14 protein-coding genes and 2 pseudogenes are annotated in these 18,261 nt (G+C 50.5%); 6 read left to right on the top strand and 10 right to left on the bottom strand.

The window, feature by feature from the left end:
* The first annotated feature begins 243 nt into the window (after positions 1 to 243).
* The 5 genes and pseudogenes from MNU25_RS20460 (at position 244) to MNU25_RS07180 (ending at position 4,922) form a co-directional block, all read left to right on the top strand.
* Complete coding sequence (locus tag MNU25_RS20460) at positions 244 to 708, top strand: helix-turn-helix domain-containing protein (protein ID WP_372503670.1); 465 nt, start codon at positions 244 to 246, stop codon at positions 706 to 708.
* Between the two features lie 6 nt (positions 709 to 714).
* Positions 715 to 1,566: pseudogene (locus tag MNU25_RS07195) on the top strand (IS256 family transposase); the annotation flags it as partial.
* A 132-nt stretch (positions 1,567 to 1,698) separates the two neighbouring features.
* A complete protein-coding gene (locus MNU25_RS07190) occupies positions 1,699 to 2,931 on the top strand; it encodes a tyrosine-type recombinase/integrase (RefSeq protein ID WP_240984440.1) in 1,233 nt (410 codons plus the stop codon).
* Positions 2,924 to 3,886: a tyrosine-type recombinase/integrase gene (locus MNU25_RS07185; protein ID WP_240984439.1), complete on the top strand. Its 963-nt coding sequence runs from the start codon at positions 2,924 to 2,926 to the stop codon at positions 3,884 to 3,886. Before MNU25_RS07190 ends, MNU25_RS07185 begins: the two co-directional genes overlap by 8 nt.
* Complete coding sequence (locus MNU25_RS07180) at positions 3,873 to 4,922, top strand: tyrosine-type recombinase/integrase (RefSeq protein ID WP_240984438.1); 1,050 nt, start codon at positions 3,873 to 3,875, stop codon at positions 4,920 to 4,922. Before MNU25_RS07185 ends, MNU25_RS07180 begins: the two co-directional genes overlap by 14 nt.
* A 497-nt stretch (positions 4,923 to 5,419) precedes the next feature.
* On the opposite strand, the gene MNU25_RS07175 is transcribed toward MNU25_RS07180, so the two are convergent.
* From MNU25_RS07175 to MNU25_RS07155, 5 genes are all read right to left on the bottom strand, one after another.
* Complete coding sequence (locus tag MNU25_RS07175; RefSeq protein ID WP_240984437.1) at positions 5,420 to 5,995, bottom strand: M24 family metallopeptidase; 576 nt, start codon at positions 5,993 to 5,995, stop codon at positions 5,420 to 5,422.
* Between the two features lie 392 nt (positions 5,996 to 6,387).
* Positions 6,388 to 6,720: a cupin domain-containing protein gene (locus MNU25_RS07170; RefSeq protein ID WP_240984436.1), complete on the bottom strand. Its 333-nt coding sequence runs from the start codon at positions 6,718 to 6,720 to the stop codon at positions 6,388 to 6,390.
* Complete coding sequence (locus tag MNU25_RS07165) at positions 6,707 to 8,482, bottom strand: hydantoinase B/oxoprolinase family protein (RefSeq protein ID WP_240984435.1); 1,776 nt, start codon at positions 8,480 to 8,482, stop codon at positions 6,707 to 6,709. Before MNU25_RS07165 ends, MNU25_RS07170 begins: the two co-directional genes overlap by 14 nt.
* 3 nt (positions 8,483 to 8,485) lie before the next feature.
* Positions 8,486 to 10,528, bottom strand: coding sequence for a hydantoinase/oxoprolinase family protein (locus MNU25_RS07160; RefSeq protein ID WP_240984434.1), 2,043 nt, complete (start codon positions 10,526 to 10,528; stop codon positions 8,486 to 8,488).
* 43 nt (positions 10,529 to 10,571) lie between these two features.
* Complete coding sequence (locus MNU25_RS07155) at positions 10,572 to 11,129, bottom strand: cupin domain-containing protein (RefSeq protein ID WP_240984433.1); 558 nt, start codon at positions 11,127 to 11,129, stop codon at positions 10,572 to 10,574.
* Positions 11,130 to 11,621: 492 nt separating this feature from the next.
* Here MNU25_RS07155 and MNU25_RS07150 point away from each other — a divergent pair.
* Positions 11,622 to 12,452 (top strand): annotated as a pseudogene (locus tag MNU25_RS07150) (ISAzo13 family transposase); the annotation flags it as partial.
* 262 nt (positions 12,453 to 12,714) lie between these two features.
* Here MNU25_RS07150 and MNU25_RS07145 read toward each other — a convergent pair.
* From MNU25_RS07145 to MNU25_RS07125, 5 genes are all read right to left on the bottom strand, one after another.
* The gene (locus tag MNU25_RS07145; protein ID WP_240984432.1) at positions 12,715 to 14,067 is read right to left on the bottom strand and encodes an MFS transporter; all 1,353 of its coding nucleotides are present in this window, start codon (positions 14,065 to 14,067) and stop codon (positions 12,715 to 12,717) included.
* Positions 14,043 to 14,375, bottom strand: a complete 333-nt coding sequence (locus MNU25_RS07140) for a hypothetical protein (RefSeq protein WP_240984431.1) — start codon at positions 14,373 to 14,375, stop codon at positions 14,043 to 14,045. Before MNU25_RS07140 ends, MNU25_RS07145 begins: the two co-directional genes overlap by 25 nt.
* 94 nt (positions 14,376 to 14,469) lie before the next feature.
* Positions 14,470 to 15,810 (bottom strand): MFS transporter, encoded by a 1,341-nt coding sequence (locus tag MNU25_RS07135; RefSeq protein ID WP_240984430.1) that lies wholly within the window; start codon positions 15,808 to 15,810, stop codon positions 14,470 to 14,472.
* Between the two features lie 82 nt (positions 15,811 to 15,892).
* Positions 15,893 to 16,741 (bottom strand): UPF0280 family protein, encoded by an 849-nt coding sequence (locus tag MNU25_RS07130; protein WP_240984429.1) that lies wholly within the window; start codon positions 16,739 to 16,741, stop codon positions 15,893 to 15,895.
* Complete coding sequence (locus tag MNU25_RS07125) at positions 16,734 to 18,245, bottom strand: DUF362 domain-containing protein (RefSeq protein WP_240984428.1); 1,512 nt, start codon at positions 18,243 to 18,245, stop codon at positions 16,734 to 16,736. The genes MNU25_RS07130 and MNU25_RS07125 overlap by 8 nt, the downstream gene beginning before the upstream one ends.
* Positions 18,246 to 18,261: the final 16 nt, after the last annotated feature.

Genomic DNA, 18,261 nt, shown 5'->3' with positions numbered 1-18,261 from the left:
CCGCCTGGATTATGAGCCAAAAGTAAAAGGCAGCGCAAGAGACCCTTGCAGGTTCTTCCGCTGCCTTCACCCTCTCAACCATTGGAGTCCGCAATGCTCCTCGCTGCCCGGAGAATCCGGTCATAATTCCGGGCACCCAGCTGCTGCAGACGATAAGCCCGTTACAGGAGTTCCTCTGCTCCGTCATCTGGGCATTGGTGCACTCAACCGATCCAAAAGGAGGCCCGGAAATTTTGCCTCGAAGTGGCGGATTTGCCAGGGGCGTGCAGGAACACACCCTGGCCGGATCGCCAAGATACCCACACGGACAAGCGTGCAGTTAACAACTTGGGCACCCCAAACATTGGATGGACAAAAACCGAAGTACTGCCGCCACATCGTGTCGATGTGTCAAATCTGCAAGGAAACACCGTTGGCGAGCGCATTCGACTCGCACGAATCAGCAAGAACCTTACCTTAGCGGCTGTTGCGAGGCAAACTGGGATAGCTGAAACTTACCTTCCGAGACTTGAACAGGGGCATTATCAGCCGACAATAGATACCTTAGCCAGACTTGCAAAAGCTCTTTCTGTGTCATTACCCTGGTTAGGCGGATTTGACAGTTTGCCGGAAAGAACGTTTGCGGAGAAGGTACATAAAATACGCTTGTGTATGGGGAGGACGTATGAAGTTTTGTGTAAATGGTTAAAACTACCAATAAGGAGTTGATCATTTATGCAAGATGTTAAAGACCGGTTAGCCCGTGAAGTCGCCAAGGACTGTAAGACCGTCGAAGACGTCCACAACACGCTCAAAGACCTCTTCAGACGCACCCTGCAGGAGATTCTGGAAACCGAGATGAGCGACCATCTTGGTTATGAAAAACACAGTGTTGAGGGCAACAATTCAGGCAACAGTCGCAATGGATATTCGAGAAAGACCATTCAAACACGTATGGGTGAAACAGAACTGGCGATTCCCCGGGATCGCAACGGCGAGTTTGAACCACACATCATCAAGAAGTACGAGAAAAACGCCAGTGAACTCGAACAACAGATTATCGCGATGTATGCCAAAGGCATGTCGACCCGGGATATTGAAGCCCATATGCGCGATATCTACGGCATTGATGTCTCAGCCGAGTTGGTCAGTAAAATCACGGACAAGGTCATGCCACTCGTCACAGAATGGCAATGCAGACCCCTTGAGCGTATCTATCCCATCGTCTTTCTGGACGCGATTCACTTCAAGGTTCGCAAAGATAATCGGATTGTCACCAAAGCCGCTTACTCTGTTTTGGGCCTGGATGTACAAGGCCGTAAAGATATTCTCGGAATCTGGATTGGCGAAAGTGAAAGTGCCAGCTTCTGGCTCAGTGTCTGCAACGACTTAAAGAATCGGGGCGTAGAAGACATCCTAATTGCCAGCAAAGACGGGCTGACAGGCTTCTCAGAGGCCATAAACAGCGTTTTTCCCCGAACATCGATTCAACTGTGCGTGATTCATCAGATTCGCAACTCCATGAAGTATATTTCCTTCAAAGATCGAAAGCCGGTGATGGCTGACTTAAAACAGGTTTACCAAGCGGCGTTATCCAAACAAAAATAAAATCCAAACCTTTCAGTTCAAAGCCGCGTAACAAGCCGCTTTTCTCCGAAAAAGGTTTGGATTTTTTCTGTGGTATGATCTTGCTATCAATCTCGATAGGAGGTCATCCATATGAATGTGGAATATCTAAGAAACAACCATCCTAAGCTAATTTCCTACATGGAAGCTGCCGGTTACTCGAAAGACTACATCGGTAGGTTGCAGAAGGAAATCCAGAAGATCTTGGCGGAAGCAGATTCCAAAGACTGGGACTGCTACAGTGACGTGTACAAGGACTACAAAGCAACTCCGTTATCCCCTGGCAGTCTCGAAAAAAGGCGCGCATTCATCGGCGCCATTAAGGAATTCGACCTTAACGGCAAATATCCCGACGGGAAGTGGTCGGGACTTTTAGAAAGGGGCGCATACCCAAAGCTGGTAGCCGAGTTCAGGTCACTGATAGACTACCACAGCACGGTGGAGAGAAAACGCGGCAAGAAAGAGTCCTCAATACGCACGGAATCTCAAAACGCTGCCGCCTTCCTGCTCTCACTACAGGAGACCGGAATCAGCAAACTGGATGACATCGCGGAGGAAGTAGTGATGTCTGTTTTTGTGTCCCCGGAAGGAGAACGGCTCAAAAGCCATGCTAACAGAAACTGTATCTCTGCTTTCCTTAAGGTTTGTACTCCCCTGAACCCGAATGCCTGCAAGAAAGTGCTGTCCTTCCTCCCCGCGACGCGGGAGGCAAGAAAGAACATACAATACCTTACACCACAGGAGACGCAGTATTTTCTCGACGCGATGGATGATATGACCAATTCACTTACTCTGCGCGACAGGGCGATCGGGAAACTTGCCTACTATACCGGCTTGCGGTCCTGCGACATTGCTGCCATGGAACGGGCTTCGATCGACTGGGAATGCGATCTCATAAGGATCAAACAGCAGAAGACTGCGGAACCCCTGGAACTCCCTCTGAGTGCCACAGTTGGTAACGCCATCTACGATTACCTAAATGAGGAGCGTCCCTCAGTGGATTGCCCAATCCTATTCCTGACCCAGAAAGGGCCTTACAAAGGGATGGAAAGCGCCAACATTTGGAGGGTGGCGGCTCGAATTATGGAGAAGGCGAGCATACGACAATCGAAAGGGGACAGAAAAGGTTTCCATATCTTCCGTCACCATCTTGCGACAACCCTTTTGGGCAACGGGGTGCCCCAAGCGGTGATTAGCGACACACTCGGACATGCTGAGCCTGAATCGTTGGAGACCTACCTCTCGGCAGATTTCGTCCATCTTAAGGAATGCGCCCTTAGCACAGCCCGTTTTCCAGTGTCCGAGGGGGTGTTCGCCGATGCGTAGGTTTCAGTCCTTTCTTACCCCTTTGATGGAAGCGTTCATCGCCTTTCAGAAAGCGTCCGGGCGATGGAACGAGACATATGAGCACAACTTGTTCCTTTTCGACAGCTATTGCACCCAGTCGTTTCCGGAAGCGGAGACGCTGACCCAGGAAATAGTGGACGGTTGGTGCACGCAGCGCACCACAGAGACAAACAATAGTTGCAGGACGAGGATATTTGTCATCTCGAACTTCGCCCGCTACCTGAGAGATCGGGAAATGGCGGATGTCGTGGGGCCGAACATTCCGAAGAGGGAACCCCGCACCTACATACCCCATGCTTTCACGGAATTCGAGCTGGAATGCTTCTTCAAGGCCTGTGACAGTCTGCCGTCCACGCCCCGCACTCTTGTGGTACTCACTCGCAGAATTGTCGTGCCGGTATTCTTTCGACTCCTGTATAGCAGCGGGATAAGGACCAACGAGGCGAGAATGCTCCAGGTGGGTGACGTCGATCTAGTCCAGGGCGTTCTCATCATCCACTATTCCAAGGGCCATTCCCAGCACTTTATCGTTCTCCATGACACCATGCTGGACCTGCTAAGGAGGTACAATGCCGCAATCCAGGCGCTGCACCCGGGGCGGAAGTATTTCTTCCCTTCCGCAAAAGGTTCATTTCTCACGAATGGATGGGTGGTATACAATTTTCGCAAGCTTTGGCACAAGCACAACACACCGCATGCCACAGCGTACGGACTCCGCCACAACTACGCTGTGGAAAACATCAACCAATGGATCGGGGAAGGCTTCGAGTTCTTTTCGAAACTCGTGTACCTGAGCAAGAGCATGGGCCACGCTTCGCTGGAGAGTACTAAGTACTACTTCCACCTGGTGCCGGCTATGGCCGATATCCTGTTGGAACGGACCGGGCGTGATTTCGACGACATCGTGCCGGAGGCGGATTATGAAGAAGGCTGAGAAAGAGTCCATCGCCATCGCCCGGCACATCCACACGTTCCTGAGAGACTATGTACCGTCCCAGAAGAGCCGCAGCGAAAACACCCTCAAGTCGTATGAGTATGCTATCTCGCTTTATATAGGTTTCCTCGAGGACGAAAAGGGAATCGATCCGGAGAGGCTGAGCTGCGACTGTTTCAGTAGGGACATGATCGAGGAATGGTTGCGGTGGCTGGACGATACTCGCGGATGTTCTCCTGAAACCTGCAACATCCGGCTCGCATCCCTAAGGGTGTTCCTGAAGTACCTCGGGGGCAAGGAAGTCTCCATGCTACACATCAGCGAGGCCGCATCCGGCATACAACGGCGAAGGGAAAAGCGCAGGAAGGTAAAGGGCATGAGCAAAGACGCGGTACGGGCGCTGATGGCGGCACCGGATACCTCCACAACGACTGGCCGGCGCGATCTGGCGCTGATTGTCACCCTGTACAGCACGGCGGCACGGATTGACGAGATCCTGTCGATGAAGGTCGGTCAGTTACACTTGGATGCCAGGAATCCCAATGTCAACATCATTGGGAAAGGCAACAAGATAAGGACACTGTACCTTCTACCCAAGGCGGTCGCCCACCTGAAGGGCTACCTTAAGGAGTTCCATGGGGCCGTTCCGGCCCCGGATACCTACGTCTTCTACTCACGCAACGCAGGCCCTCGCGGGAAAATGAGCCAGATGGCGGTAAGCAAGCGGCTTAAACTACATGCTGAAACAGCTCACAAGTCGTGCGTTGAGGTACCCAGGGACTTCCATGCGCACCAGTTGAGGCACGCGAAGTCGTCTCATTGGCTAGAGGACGGGATGAACATCGTGCAGATATCGCTCTTATTGGGCCATGAACAGCTGCAGACGACGATGGCATATCTGGACATTACAATCGAGCAGAAGGCGAAAGCTCTGGCGACGCTTGAAGATGAGAACAGTCGGAAAGCCCCAAAGAAATGGAAGGACAATAAAGCCTCACTAGCTAACTTCTGTGGTGTGAAACCAATCAAGCGGTAAAGAAAAAATCCAAACCTTTTTCGATGAAAACAGCTCAATTAAGCGCTTTTTTCTGCAAGGTTTGGATTTTATTTTTGTTTGGATAACGAAAGAAAATCCAAACCTTTGGATTTTAGACGTTTTCTTACTTTGCCCAGATTCAATGTAGTGACGTAATTCCAGATCCCAGGGAAATTATCTCATTGAAGATTTGGTTGCTCCCTGTTAGGCTTAAATTAAAAGGTCGGAACGGCATATTTTCGGGGTAATTCGATAAATGGAAATAAATAGCTTGTAGTGACAGAATTAAAATCGCAAAGCGAGATACAGCAAGGGTTAGCGACCTATTTAGCGGAAAGTTGGACTAGCCGTAGCCCTCCTTGAAAAATATCCGTGGAGTCTGTTGGCGAGCCAATGAACCCTTGGGTAACATCATCTCGTTAAGCAGACTGCAAAGCCTTGCGTAATGTTTCAGACTGTCATATCGTTCAAATGCGTACCTGTCAGGTATGAATCGTTTAATAAATCGGAGGAAATGAAGGTTGCTCTCCCTCGCGTCTCCACAAAGATAATAATTCTTCCGCTACTTCTATTTCTTTAACGCCCGCAGTAATCTTCCTAGTAATTTCCTGCATAATTCGATCGGTCTTAGCTCCTGCCTCCCGCAGGTAACCAAGCTCAATCGAGTCCTTTTTCCGTCGGATAACTCCTAAGATCTCATCGCTGTTTGTAAATGCCAATTTAGGTCGCTGCTTCATCAGGAATAACAGGTAACGACTCGGCCACAGATTGTCGACAGCCACAATGCCCTCGACAGGCAGACACCGAGCCAGCAGCGCAATGGGATCCTGCCCGTCTTGCCAAAGGATGGTCCCTATGGAGCAGGGAGCCAATTCCTCTTCGTGTATCTGAGGAGCAATGATCACGGGATCTCCGTTTTTCCTGATTACACATGCCAGCAACCTTTCCAAGGGATCAATCCAGATTCCCGTAAAATAGAAAAAGTTCGCCGTCGAAACAACAATTATGGCGTCAATTTCTTGCTTTACCAATAGCAATTGGGTACGCTTAATTCTTGACGGATGTGGCCCCACTTTTAACCTCCAGCTCTTTTTCATCTCTGAAAATGTCGTCTGACACCAAACGTAAGCAGACGCCAGGTGCCCACCCGATTATAATCAGTTACTTAAAACGAGCGCAAACCCTTCAGGCATAAGCCTAAAAGCGTACTGACCGCCTCCGACCTTTAATGGACAATCCTGAGAGGGACTATATGACTGTATTTAGAAGAGTCATCCTATCTCTGCTGTGCTCCGCGATTTGAAGGCTGGACAGGTACCATAAAAGTCTTTGCTTTACGGAAAATAGGCTTTCACCTTTAGGCCGACTTGATTGTAGAAACTACCCGGCCAGTCCTTTTGTGCCAAATCCACTTAATTTATTTGCTGTAGCTTCATCCAACCAATTCCTTGACTAGAGGCTTCGGCTAAGAGCGTCCCACTAATGCCCAAACGATTTCGCAATCTTCCTTCCCCTCATTGAAACTCCAATGAGCCTCTCCTGCTGGAATCAATGTAGCCTGACCCTTCTTCAGTCGATAGGTGCTCCCTCCAACACCCGTAACTACCGACCCCTTAATTATAATCGAGTACTCGTCCTGTACGTGAACTCCCATCCCGTTCAACGGTATTCTCGCCTGTGGCCGGAGCACTACGGTACCAAACTGAACTGTGCCTCCAGCAGTTGCATTCTCGGAAAACAGCACCTTAAGATTGGTAATCTCATGTGCCTTGACTTCGTTCACATCAACGATTAGCATCCTGCATCCCCCTATCTGTTGCCAATTGCTGACGCGCTTGAGTAGATCCCAATAGAGCAAAAGTCTTTGGAGCAATCAACACCCCATATTCTTCCTTGGCCTGCGTCACTGAGACATAACCATTCCGGACATCCTTCGCTACCTTGTCTGCCGGGCGTTCCAAGGGATTGCCATAGCCTCCCCCAGTCGCCGTGGTCATCCGTACCGTATCTCCCATTTTGAGAGGAAAGCGGGCATATTTGCCGAACGGTCCGCAAACCTCACCGCTGGTCTTCAGAATCTCAAATTCATTGCGAGAACCGTCCTGGCCGCCGCTAAATCCCCAGGGCCGGAATTTATGCCTGCCAAAAGTAGCTGTAATCGTTTGCCCGTCGCTCAGGGCAGTATAGGACCGGATTGTTCCGCAACCGCCCCGGTTTTTTCCAGCTCCGGCACCGTCCGTGTGCAAACTGTACTCCTGAACTAAAATGCCATATCTGGTCTCCGCAACCTCTATTGGGACATTGTAGGTCTCGCCGTCGCCGATGCAGAACTGAGCGTTGGCTCCATCAAGATCCGCCCCGGCGCCCCAACCGCCTGTGGTTGGTTCTACCACCAGGAAAGGCTCACCGCTGTCCGGATGCGTTCCCGCCAGGACCACACCACATACGGATAGGAGATGGCCAGCGCTCAGTCGATGGGGAAGTACGGGAGCCAATGCTTTCCAAATAAGATCCGCTCCGTAGGTCATCGTCTCCCAATATGTGGAGACAGCTGCCGGCCGTTCCGCCGAAAAGATTGAGCCCTTGTCCGCTAGCACCTTCAAGGGGCGAAACATACCGTCGTTCACGTCCTGGGACGAGTTGGTGATCGCCAGAAAGAGGGTCCGCACCGAGGAAACCAGGGCACTATACGAACAGTTCACCGGGCCGGGGACTTGCGGGTGGCTACCACGAAAATCACAGATAAACTCGTCGTCTGTAATCTCCACTTTGACCTGCACGTTAAACGGTCCATGTCCGATCCCGTCATCGTCGATAAAGTCCTGCGCCTCAAATGTTCCCTTCGGCAGTTTCTTCAATTCGTTCAGCGCCAGTTGCTCACCATGATTCAGGAGATGCTCGACAGCAGCCAGGACAGTATCCCTACCATACTTTTCGCACAGTTCCCTAAAGCGTCGGTCCCCAGTTCGAAGCCCCGCCACCTGAGCCCACATGTCGCCCAACGACTGCTCGGGAAAGCGCACGTTTGCTGCCGTAAGCTCTACTAGTGCTTGGTTAACCCGGCCCCGTTCGAAAAGCTTAATGCATGGATACTGGATCCCCTCCTGGAAAACCTCTGTAGAATCGGTAGTCCAGGAACCCGGATCCTTACCGCCTACTTCTGTCCAGTGCGCCTTGTTAGCCGAGAAAGCAACTACTTCTTCTTCATAGAAGATGGGCATAACCATCCCAACGTCCGATAGATGGGAACCTCCACCGCCATACGGATCGTTAATGATGACAATATCCCCCGGCTGGAGAGCACCAGGTTGTCCGTATTTCTCAATGACCTCCCTGACCATGGACGAGAGTAATCCGATAAACCCAGTCACTCCATTGCCTTGGGTCAGCAACTGTCCCTTAGCGTCGGTTAATCCGCTAGCAAAATCCAGCACTTCATAAATGATCGGGCTCATTGAAGTGCGGGCCAAGGCATGAAACATCTCTTCCCCAATGGCGATTAGAGAATCTCCTACAATTTCCAAGGTAAACTGGTCCACCGTTCCTTTAACCTTACTCATTGTTTACACCCCCGTCGTAGCGATTAAGTTGCCATAGGCATCAACAGTCAAGACCTGGCCCGGATAGAGAATCATTGAAGATGACGGTTCTTCTACAATCGCCGGGCCGCTAATCACGCTTTCGGGATTCAACCGATCTCGGAAATAAACCTTAGTATCCACCCAGCCTTCGCCTTCGAACAGGACAGGCCTTGTTTCCTTGAGGCACCGCTCCGCATTGTCCCCTACGGTTTCTAGCTTGGGTAGCTCCGGTTTCGGAACCAGGCCGAACGACGTGAGGTGAAGATTGACAATTTCCGTGGCTGATTCGCTAAGCTTGAAGGTGTAGTACTTTTCGTGTAATTCATGAAAGCTATCCACCATGGCTCCCATTCCCAGTTCATCAATACGCCCGCTCGCCATCGGAACCTTGACCGTATGTTCCTGACCGACATAACGCATGTCCGCGTACCGAACGTGAACTACCTGTTCAGCGGAAAATCCGCCTTCCCGAAACTGATTCAGCGCTTGATCCTCCAGGCGTTTCCATGCCTCGTTAACCTCACCAAGGTTAATGCCGTGAACGCGGCGAATGTAAGTTTGGATATAGTCATGTCTCAGGTCCGTCATCAACATACCCCAAGCGGCGAATACGGAAGCGCCGACCGGGATGACCACCTTACGGACCCCAAGCTCTTTGGCTAAAGCCATGGCGTGCATAGGACCACCGCCCCCGAAAGCCACCAGAACAAACTCGGTGGGATCATAGCCCTTGCGGACAGACACAAGTTTCAAGGCATTTAGCATATTTGAATTTGCTATCCGAATAATTCCTAAAGCTGCCTCATCTACAGACACGTGGAGTGGTTGAGCAATCCTTTTCTGAATAGCGGCTCTTACAGCCTCCATGTCCACTTTATTTTCGAAATTCCCAGGATCCAGTCTCCCCGCCACAAGGTTGGCATCCGTCGTCGTGGGATCCTCTCCGCCCTTACCGTAGGCTACCGGACCGGGAAGCGCCCCAGCTGACTGCGGGCCTACCTTTAGAAGTCCGGCATCGTCAATCCAGGCGATAGAGCCTCCCCCATTGCCGATCTCCACGATATCCACCACCGGTACCTTAACCGGATAGCCAGCGCTGCGTTCATTACGTTCGATGTGATAATCCGTCGTCACTTTGACTTCTCCGCGGTCTATCAGGGAGCATTTAGCCGTTGTGCCACCGATATCAAAGGCAATGATATTCTGCTCTTTTAGCATCTTTCCTAGGACCACCGAACCGAATACTCCTGCCACTGGACCGGATTCAAGCATATTGATAGGGGTTTCCTTAGCCTGAGCAAACGTCGTTGTACCCGAATTGGACTGCATGATATACTTATTACCCCTCACCCGAATGTTGCGCAAATGATTATCCAAGCGGTCGATATAGGAGGCAGCAATAGGTTTCACATAAGCGTTCAAAACCGCCGTACTGGTCCTTTCATACTCCCGCCACTCGTTCGTAACCTGATGCGAAGCCGTAACCTCTACTTCCGGCCAAACCTCCTTGATAATTTGCAATGCCAACATTTCGTGTACCGGATTGGTATAGGCATGCAGAAAAGCCACCGCAATCGCTTGCACAGCTTCGGCTTGTAGTTGGGCTACGGCTGCCCTCACTTCCTCTTCTGCAAGCGCCACCAACACTTCCCCCTTATAATTAAGGCGCTCGCTGACTTCCAGTCTCAAGTAGCGAGGCACAAATGGCTCTGGCTTTTGGTAGCGTACGTTAAATAAATCGGGTCGGTTACCGCGAGCAATCTCTAGCACATCCCGGAAACCCTTAGTGGTGATTAGTCCAGTCTTGACTCCTTTTCTCTCCGTTAGAGCGTTGATGATCACTGTTGTTCCGTGAATAAAAGTATCTATCAGTTCGCCAGGAATCCGAGTTCGACTGATGACATCAATAACTCCTTCATCATAGTTCGGCGGGGTGGTATCACACTTCGCCATGCCAATCTGATTCTGATCATCCAAGTAGAATAGATCGGTAAATGTTCCTCCAATATCCACCGCTACTCGCATCCATAAAACCTCCTTGCAAAGTTCGTCAATCCGTCAACCAATTTTACCCCTGGAATATGGCGGGGGTGAGGACCGCAATCATGTGTACCGGCTTATCAGTTGGATTTCTCATGGAATGCTTCAAAATAGAAGGTAGATGAATGCTATCCCCTTCTTGCAATACGTATTTTTTGTTATTAACAGTAACCACGACCTCACCTTGCAATACGTAGTAGAATTCCTCGCCATGGTGGTTGTATCTACCTACCGTCTTTTTGGGCTCAAGCGTCACGTAGAGTGGTTCCAACACTTGTCCTTGAAAATTTCCGGCCAATCGAGCATACAGCAAGTTGGAATGTTCGATTCGGAAAAATCTGCGTTCTGCTCCCCGAGTAGTGAAAGTATTATTCATAGGCTCCTCGAAAAAGGAGGAGATGGGAACATTTAGGGCTTCGGAGATTTTTTGCAAGGATGTAATGGCGAGAGAACTGCTTCCGTTCTCAACTTGCGATAGAAAACTCACCGAGAAACCAGTTTTCTCGCTCATCTCCTTCAGAGTCATTTTTTTCTGTTTGCGCAATAACCTAATCTTCTCATAAATGCCCTGTAAAACACTCTCCAACGTAAAACTTTACTCCTTACTGTGATGTCGTTACCAAGCGATTCTGTCCTACCGTCGCGAAATACGTAGAGTAGAAGTAATGACGCTAGCAAAGCGATTTCATTCGCCTGTCCCATATCAGATTTATTTTTATTACTGTTATACTGTAATATATTCCAGTATCGCTAAAGTTGTCAAGCCACCGGTTTTTACCGATCCATCTGAAATATCCAATTATTCTGCACGTCCTCGACATATCTCCCGATCCCACTTGATATTAAAATATTAGGGCCGCCGCATAGTGTCCATAGATTGAAGGTGTAGCCGTCTGCACTTTGATTTGACAGAAGTGGCCAGTAGATTGGGTCGGTCAGCCAGACCTTTCTGTTGTGTAAAAAAAAAAGAACCGCCCGCTTATTGCCTGCCAACCGGCTGGTAGTATTCGTTGTGCCCATGGGTTTATATCTGGCAATTTCCGGACAGGCAATACCGCCAGCTTTCGGACTTTATACTCTAGCTCAAACAGGATACAGTCTTCAGCCCACCAGCAAGACGCACGAAGGTTCTGAACATCCGGATCGTAACACCCAGTTCCACTACATCAACCAAAGGGTCCACACCTATCAGCAACTCGGTCAGCCGGTCATCTCGGTGGATACCAAGAAGAAGGATCTGGTTGGGGACTTCAAGAACGCAGGTGTCGAGTGGCAGCCAAAAGGACAGCCGGAGGATGTGCGCGCCCACGACTTCGTCCTTCCCAAACTCGGCAAGGTCAGCCCCTACGGTGTCTACGATCCCACCCACAACGAGGCCTGGGTCAACGTCGGTACCGATCACGACACCGCCACCTTTGCGGTGGCCAGCATTCGGGGCTGGTGGCAGAGCATGGGCCGAACGGCTTACCCCGACGCCAAGGAGTTACTCATTACTGCTGACGGGGGAGGCAGCAACAGTTCGCGTTCCCGACTCTGGAAGACACAGTTGCAAGAACTGGCCGACGAAACCGGACTGTCAATCGCTGTCTGCCACTTTCCGCCCGGAACCAGCAAGTGGAACAAGATTGAGCATCGACTCTTCTCACATATCGCGCAAAACTGGCGTGGGCGCCCTCTTGAGAGTCATGAGGTCATCGTTAATCTAATTGCCAACACCACCACCGCCACGGGACTGAAGGTTCGTTGTCAGCTCGACACCAACGTCTGCCCCACCGGCGTTCAAATCTCCAAAGCTGACCTGGCCGAAGTCCAAATCGAGCACTCTCAATTCCACGGCGAATGGATTACGTCATCCGTCCGTGCCATCCCTAGAAAATTTATTCGGTCGCGGCTCCTTACCACTTTATAGCCGTGATTTCCATCGTCTTCTGTTTTTTTATGCTTTTCTGGAGTGGCGCCTTCTTAAGCGCAATAAAAAAAGACCCCTGGCACGTTTCCCATTAGAGCGACAACGGGTACCATTTTGGTACCCGTTGGCCTGAGCGAATCCAAATAGGTAGTCGGATGAGAATGAGGCTGCCATTTTTTAGACTTTTAGCACTGAAATCAAGTATACAAATTGTTTCCGGACATTGGTGAATTTCCCCAGAGCAATGGCTTTATTGATTACCTCAAATCGTATCAAGTTTTTTACCTTTTGTCTCTACACCCAAAATAGCAATAACAAAACCTGCTATAATAAACGCAAAAGCCACAATCATAAAAACACCTGATGTACCCATGGATGCCAAGCTGTATCCGACAATGAGCGGAGCAAGCAGTGAGCCAATTCTCGACCAGGCAGAAGCCGCTCCGATACCCGTTGCTCTAAACTCCGTCGGATATGATTCTGTTGTGTACGTATAAGTGATTGCCCAGATTGCCGAAATGAAAAATGAAGCAAAAACTCCCAAAGTGACTACAAACAAAGTAGAAACTCCATGTCCTAAAGCCCAACCATAGGCCACTGTGGCAATCCCGGCCAAAAATAGATTAATAGTCAACAACCATTTTCTACCAACCCGGTCCATCAGATAAGCACTCAAGATCTGATTAGGAACATAAGCTAATTGCATAATAAATACATAAAAAAATGATGTCATCATCGTATGGCCAGCTTTAACAAACAATGTTGGCATCCATGAAAATAATCCGTAATACCCAAACATGGCCATGAACCATAATATCCAGAACATAATGGTACGGCGCAGATAATGGTTGTCTAAAATGAATCCAACATGCAGATGATCCTTCGGTTGTTCATCTCTGGCATCAGCAACAGGTTCCGGCAAAGGTTTATTCAATTCTTTGCTGACTCGCGTTTCCATATCACTAACAATTGCTTCTGCTTCAGCCAATCTACCCCGTTTAACGAGCCATCGCGGTGATTCCGGCAAATTTCTCCGTATTACCCAAACGTAAAAAGCGGGCAGGGCACCAACTATAAATGCCCACCGCCATCCTAAAGTAGGTATCACAAAGAAGGAAATAACCGCGGAGGCTAACCACCCGAGCGCCCAAAAGGTGTTAATCAATCCCTGTACCTTACCCCGACTTTCCGCTGGTATAAATTCGCCCATGACTGAATTAACAACCGGTGTTTCGCCACCTAATCCCACACCTACAAGAAAGCGGAATACTAGTAATGCTATCCAGTTCCAGGAAATTGCACATAGAATAGACGATATGGCAAATAACAACATAGTGATCTGAAAAACAGTTTTACGACCGAGTCGATCGGCAATCCTTCCGGCACCAATTGCCCCTAGAAACATTCCAGCTAAACCAATACTTAATATTAGACTAATTTGTCCGGTGTTCAATTGCCATACTTTGGCCAAAGCAGCCACCACAAAGGTAATGAGACCTGTATCGAAGGCATCAAAAGCCCACGCAAATCCGTTTATCCGTAAAAGTTTATAATGAAAGCCAGATATAGGCAGTCGATCAAGTCGGTTACTCATGGAACCATAGCCAATCGACATAACTGCATTCCTCCTAATCTAAATGTATTACGCAAACCATTTTCCAAAATTAAGTCGCGCATTCCTGCGGCAAAGCTTTCAACGCTTACCTCATCGCCCATAATGGTGGCACAGGCTTCTGCAACATTTGTTTCGGCAGCTTCGACAGCGGCGGCTATCCCGAGGGTAACCCCCCTCCCCAGCCACATAACATCGTTAAAACGGGATGGCGGCGCTCCTAAACGGGGTACAATTCCAACCCGGGTGCGCTCACCTCCACCAAGACCGTAGTGGCCTCTTTCTGTCGAGAAGCATGTCAGTTCAGCCATGCTTCCCGACACCACCGCCATCGAAGTAAGGGTTGGCTCACCGGTGACCGAACAACCTCATACACATATTGGATGATTCCGGGAATCTGACCGCTTAGACCCCCAGTTCATTGATTTCATCCAAAGTCCGACCTTTGGTCTCAATGCCGAGAACGCCGACAGCCAGTGCTACAACAGCGAAAGCAATGGTTAACATCCCAAGAACGTATGAATAGCCCTTCACTTTGCCATAAGACTGATACATAACTCCAACGACATAGGGTGCGGCTATCGCTCCAATTCGGCCGACTGCAGCGGCCCAACCTGCTCCGCTCCCTCTAGCACGGGTAGGATACATCTCCGGCGTGTAAGCATATACTCCACCCCATGCCCCTAAGCTAAAAAAGTAAAGCAAGCAACCATAAAGCAAAATAGAAGATATTGATGTGCTTTGTCCTAACATGTAAGCTGCCACTGCCGTCCCCGCTAAATAAATCACCAACACCGCTTTGCGCCCGATTTTCTCAATCAGATAAGCTGCACTGTAATAACCCGGCAACTGAGCTAAAGTCATAATCAAGGTAAATTCCAGACTTTTCATCAGTACAAACCCTTTCCCGATCATTAATGTCGGAAGCCAAAGCACAAAACCGTAATAGCCGAAATTAATTCCTAGCCAAAGAATCCATAAAACTAACGTACGGCGCCATAAAGGCTTTGACCACAATTCCATTAAAGTAGCCTTTCCGGGTGTCACCGACGAGGAATCTTTGGTTGTGTTCTGATAAGGCTCAAGCCCTGCTTCCTGCTCCATCTTGCTGACAATGGAATTAGCCTCCGCCGGCTTTCCTGTTTGTTCCAAAAATCGTGGTGATTCGGGCACGCCTCGACGGAGGTAAGCCGTGTATAGGGCCGGCACAGCGCCCAAGAAGAAGGCAATCCGCCATCCATAAATGGGAATCAGTAAAAAAGAGATTAGAGATGCCAAAATCCAACCCCATGCCCAAAAGCTTTCCAATAAGACCACCATGCGGCCTCGGGCCCCGGACGGTGAAAATTCACTGACTAGAGTTGACGCCGCAGGTAATTCGCCTCCCAAACCCAACCCTGTAACAAACCGAAACACCAACAACATTCCGAAACTGGTCGCAATCCCTGTCAATCCGCTGGCGACTCCGTAAAGAATAAGTGTAAACATGATTATGACCCGCCGACCCCATTTATCTGCCGACATGCCGGCCAGAGCCGCCCCGATAGCTAACCCGACCGCTCCGATACTGCCAATTAACCCTAGTTGAGATGGCAACAGCTGCCACTCTTTGCCGATACCCGCCATCACTCCGGCCACCATACCTTGATCCATAGCATCAAAAAGCCAACCGATTCCTGTGAGGAATAATACTTTCCAAAGTGTGCGGGTCACCGGCAGTCTGTCCAGCCTCTGTGAGATATTCATGAGCATTCCCCTTTCTCCAATTCTTTTGAATCTTTCAATTACAATAGCTGGTCTTACCCCCCAGCGTGAACCGGGTTGTCATTCAGGACCCGGAGGCGGTCACCGGGCGAACAAGATCCTCCGGATACTGGCGCATATCCCCATTCAAAAACAAGACAGCCCCCAGAAGCAACTTGTCTTGGACCAACCGACGGGCTCTCTGCAATCCCCGGTCCAATGCCTCCGTCCTTAATTCTACCGACAAGGGTGCAACAGCCGTTGTTACCAGAAGCCGGGGGATATCGGTATCCGGATCGATTTCCCTGGCCGGTCGCCGCTCAATCAGCACGGAATCCACATTGACGGCATTACCCAGTACAGTGGCACAGGCATCAGCAACCTCCGGTCTAGCAGCAATCGCTACGGCGGCATCGGCAATCCCGAGCGTAAAACTGCGACCGCCCCTACCGCTGGTCGCCACCCCGCCTATCTTACTCCCCCCTTTCACCTCTAAATAATGAGATGGAGCCACCCCCAGACGGGGAACAATCCCAACTTTGGTCTTCTCCTCTTTGCCTAGGAAAATGGCAAGGTCACCGCCATTGTTAACCAGGACTTTGGTCGCCCCTTTATAGACCAAATATTCACAGGTCATGCCGGCTAAAGTGCCAGCCACAGCGGCCATAGAAGTCAGGCTGGGATCCCCGGTGTCTCTAACCGCAGCGTGCATTTTTTGTACCACCCTGTTATATTCGGCAAGGTCGTTAAGCTGAGGCCATGGCTTTTTCACCTCCGGCAGATAACGCCGGATATCGGCTAACCACTCCTTGACCAGATTCTCCAGTTTGCGCCATTCGCGTCCCAAGGGTTCACCCTTGCGTCCGGCCCATATACTCATCTGCACCGGTCCGATGTCGACAAGAACCTTATAAGGGTCGATCCGCTTAAGCATCAGTCTCTCCCTTCAACACTTCCTCAAGCGGACGCAACCGGGCCATATGCCCGCCAATCCGGGCATAGGTGCTGCGCTGCATCGTATATTCCACGGGAGCAATCGTAGCCGGAGTGGGCGTCCAGTAGAAAGCACGGGGAGCTACGACCTCCTCCACGTTCACCATGAAATTAATACCCCCTCCGGGCAGGAGCATAACCGGAGCCCCACCGATCGTGAGCTTAACTTCACCCTGATGCACAGCCCGAGTGAGTTCCACCGGCTGGGTCGTGACCCCGGCCCTGGCCGAACCGCCGACACCACCGCTATAAATGACGGAAACCCTGGCTTCTTCACAATTAGCCGCAATCCGTTGCATCACTTGCCTTACTTGCGGTGTGAGGGGAACTTCCTGCACGTGCCCGTTGGCCTTGACTTCAAACAGTACAGCCTTTCTGGCTGTGGTTTCCGTTACCAAAATGTGCATCCCGGCCTTGCCAATCCGCATATTGACTTCTTTGATCGCATCCCGCGGATTGCTGATGGCTGTCCCCCCCCAACCCTTGCCGTGTTCACCAAAATAACGCCCCGCAGTACTCTTGCGCCCGGCAGGGACAACACCGCTGTAAGACATCCCCACTTCCTGCCCTGCCCGGTGTTCCGAAAGCAAGCCGATAATGTGGTGGTCAAGGATGATCGCCTCATCCACCACCCCCTTAAGATCCCGGGCAAACAATCCCACAGTGGCACTGCCGCAACCTACCCTCATGGTCGTGTCTTCTTCGCCGTCAATGACCGGACTTCGTCCCGCCTGCAGTTCCAGTTTGCTGCCGCCATCAACCTGCAAGATAACCCTTTGTCGGTTAGCCAGATCGACAATTGTCCGGGCTACGATAAAACCTGCCCTACCTGTTAACAGATTAGCTCCGCCGATCGTCAGCATTTTTGAGCCATATTCCTCCATATCCACCATACCGACAACCCGCCCGTCATGGTGAACTTTAGCGCCTTCTTCCCCGACATGGAAATTGGTGTCGATTTTGACTTTAAGACCACTATAGCTCAAGGGGGCTTCCGTAACTACAGTCACCACCTCGATTTCCCCTCGCCGACCCTGAAGGATGTAAGGTGCCGGGCGGGGGTCTGGATACTCGGTTCCTGCTCCGATTCCGGTGATTAAAGGCCAGTCAATTTCCGGAGCTTGCCGTTTGGGTTCTGCCGCCTCTGTGACCAAAGGCCGCTTGCGCACCAACTTACCGTCTTCATTGGTATAGCGCCGACAGGCCCCCTCATAACCTTTCTGGATCTGGCACTCCACCGGACATGCCGTGCAAACCACCGCACCTGCCATGATTTCCCCGGCTTTTTGGGCTGCGCCACGCCGACATACCCTGGTGCAGACACCGCAGGAAGAGCATCCGTCCGCAATAAAGGCTTTATGGTCTTGCACATTGATTAGACCCAAGGGACAATCCCGTACACACAAACCACAACCGTTACATAAGTCCAGGTCGATTTTTATCATTGAGCTGGCCCCCAAC

This window comes from Acididesulfobacillus acetoxydans (assembly GCF_902729405.1).
Classification (GTDB): domain Bacteria; phylum Bacillota; class Desulfitobacteriia; order Desulfitobacteriales; family Desulfitobacteriaceae; genus Acididesulfobacillus; species Acididesulfobacillus acetoxydans.
The sequence above is the reverse complement of the archived record's forward strand: the minus strand, read 5'-3'. Positions and strand labels throughout refer to the sequence as shown.

Bases quoted from the DNA above. Each gene is read 5' to 3' on its own strand.
- MNU25_RS07170 (WP_240984436.1), bottom strand. From the start codon at position 6,720: ATGCTAATCGTTGATGTGAACGAAGTCAAGGCACATGAGATTACCAAT.
- MNU25_RS07180 (WP_240984438.1), top strand. From the start codon at position 3,873: ATGAAGAAGGCTGAGAAAGAGTCCATCGCCATCGCCCGGCACATCCAC.
- MNU25_RS07130 (WP_240984429.1), bottom strand. From the start codon at position 16,741: ATGCTTAAGCGGATCGACCCTTATAAGGTTCTTGTCGACATCGGACCG.
- MNU25_RS07185 (WP_240984439.1), top strand. From the start codon at position 2,924: ATGCGTAGGTTTCAGTCCTTTCTTACCCCTTTGATGGAAGCGTTCATC.
- MNU25_RS07135 (WP_240984430.1), bottom strand. From the start codon at position 15,810: ATGAATATCTCACAGAGGCTGGACAGACTGCCGGTGACCCGCACACTT.
- MNU25_RS07165 (WP_240984435.1), bottom strand. From the start codon at position 8,482: ATGAGTAAGGTTAAAGGAACGGTGGACCAGTTTACCTTGGAAATTGTA.
- MNU25_RS07145 (WP_240984432.1), bottom strand. From the start codon at position 14,067: ATGTCGATTGGCTATGGTTCCATGAGTAACCGACTTGATCGACTGCCT.
- MNU25_RS07160 (WP_240984434.1), bottom strand. From the start codon at position 10,528: ATGCGAGTAGCGGTGGATATTGGAGGAACATTTACCGATCTATTCTAC.
- MNU25_RS07140 (WP_240984431.1), bottom strand. From the start codon at position 14,375: ATGGCTGAACTGACATGCTTCTCGACAGAAAGAGGCCACTACGGTCTT.
- MNU25_RS07125 (WP_240984428.1), bottom strand. From the start codon at position 18,245: ATGATAAAAATCGACCTGGACTTATGTAACGGTTGTGGTTTGTGTGTA.
- MNU25_RS07190 (WP_240984440.1), top strand. From the start codon at position 1,699: ATGAATGTGGAATATCTAAGAAACAACCATCCTAAGCTAATTTCCTAC.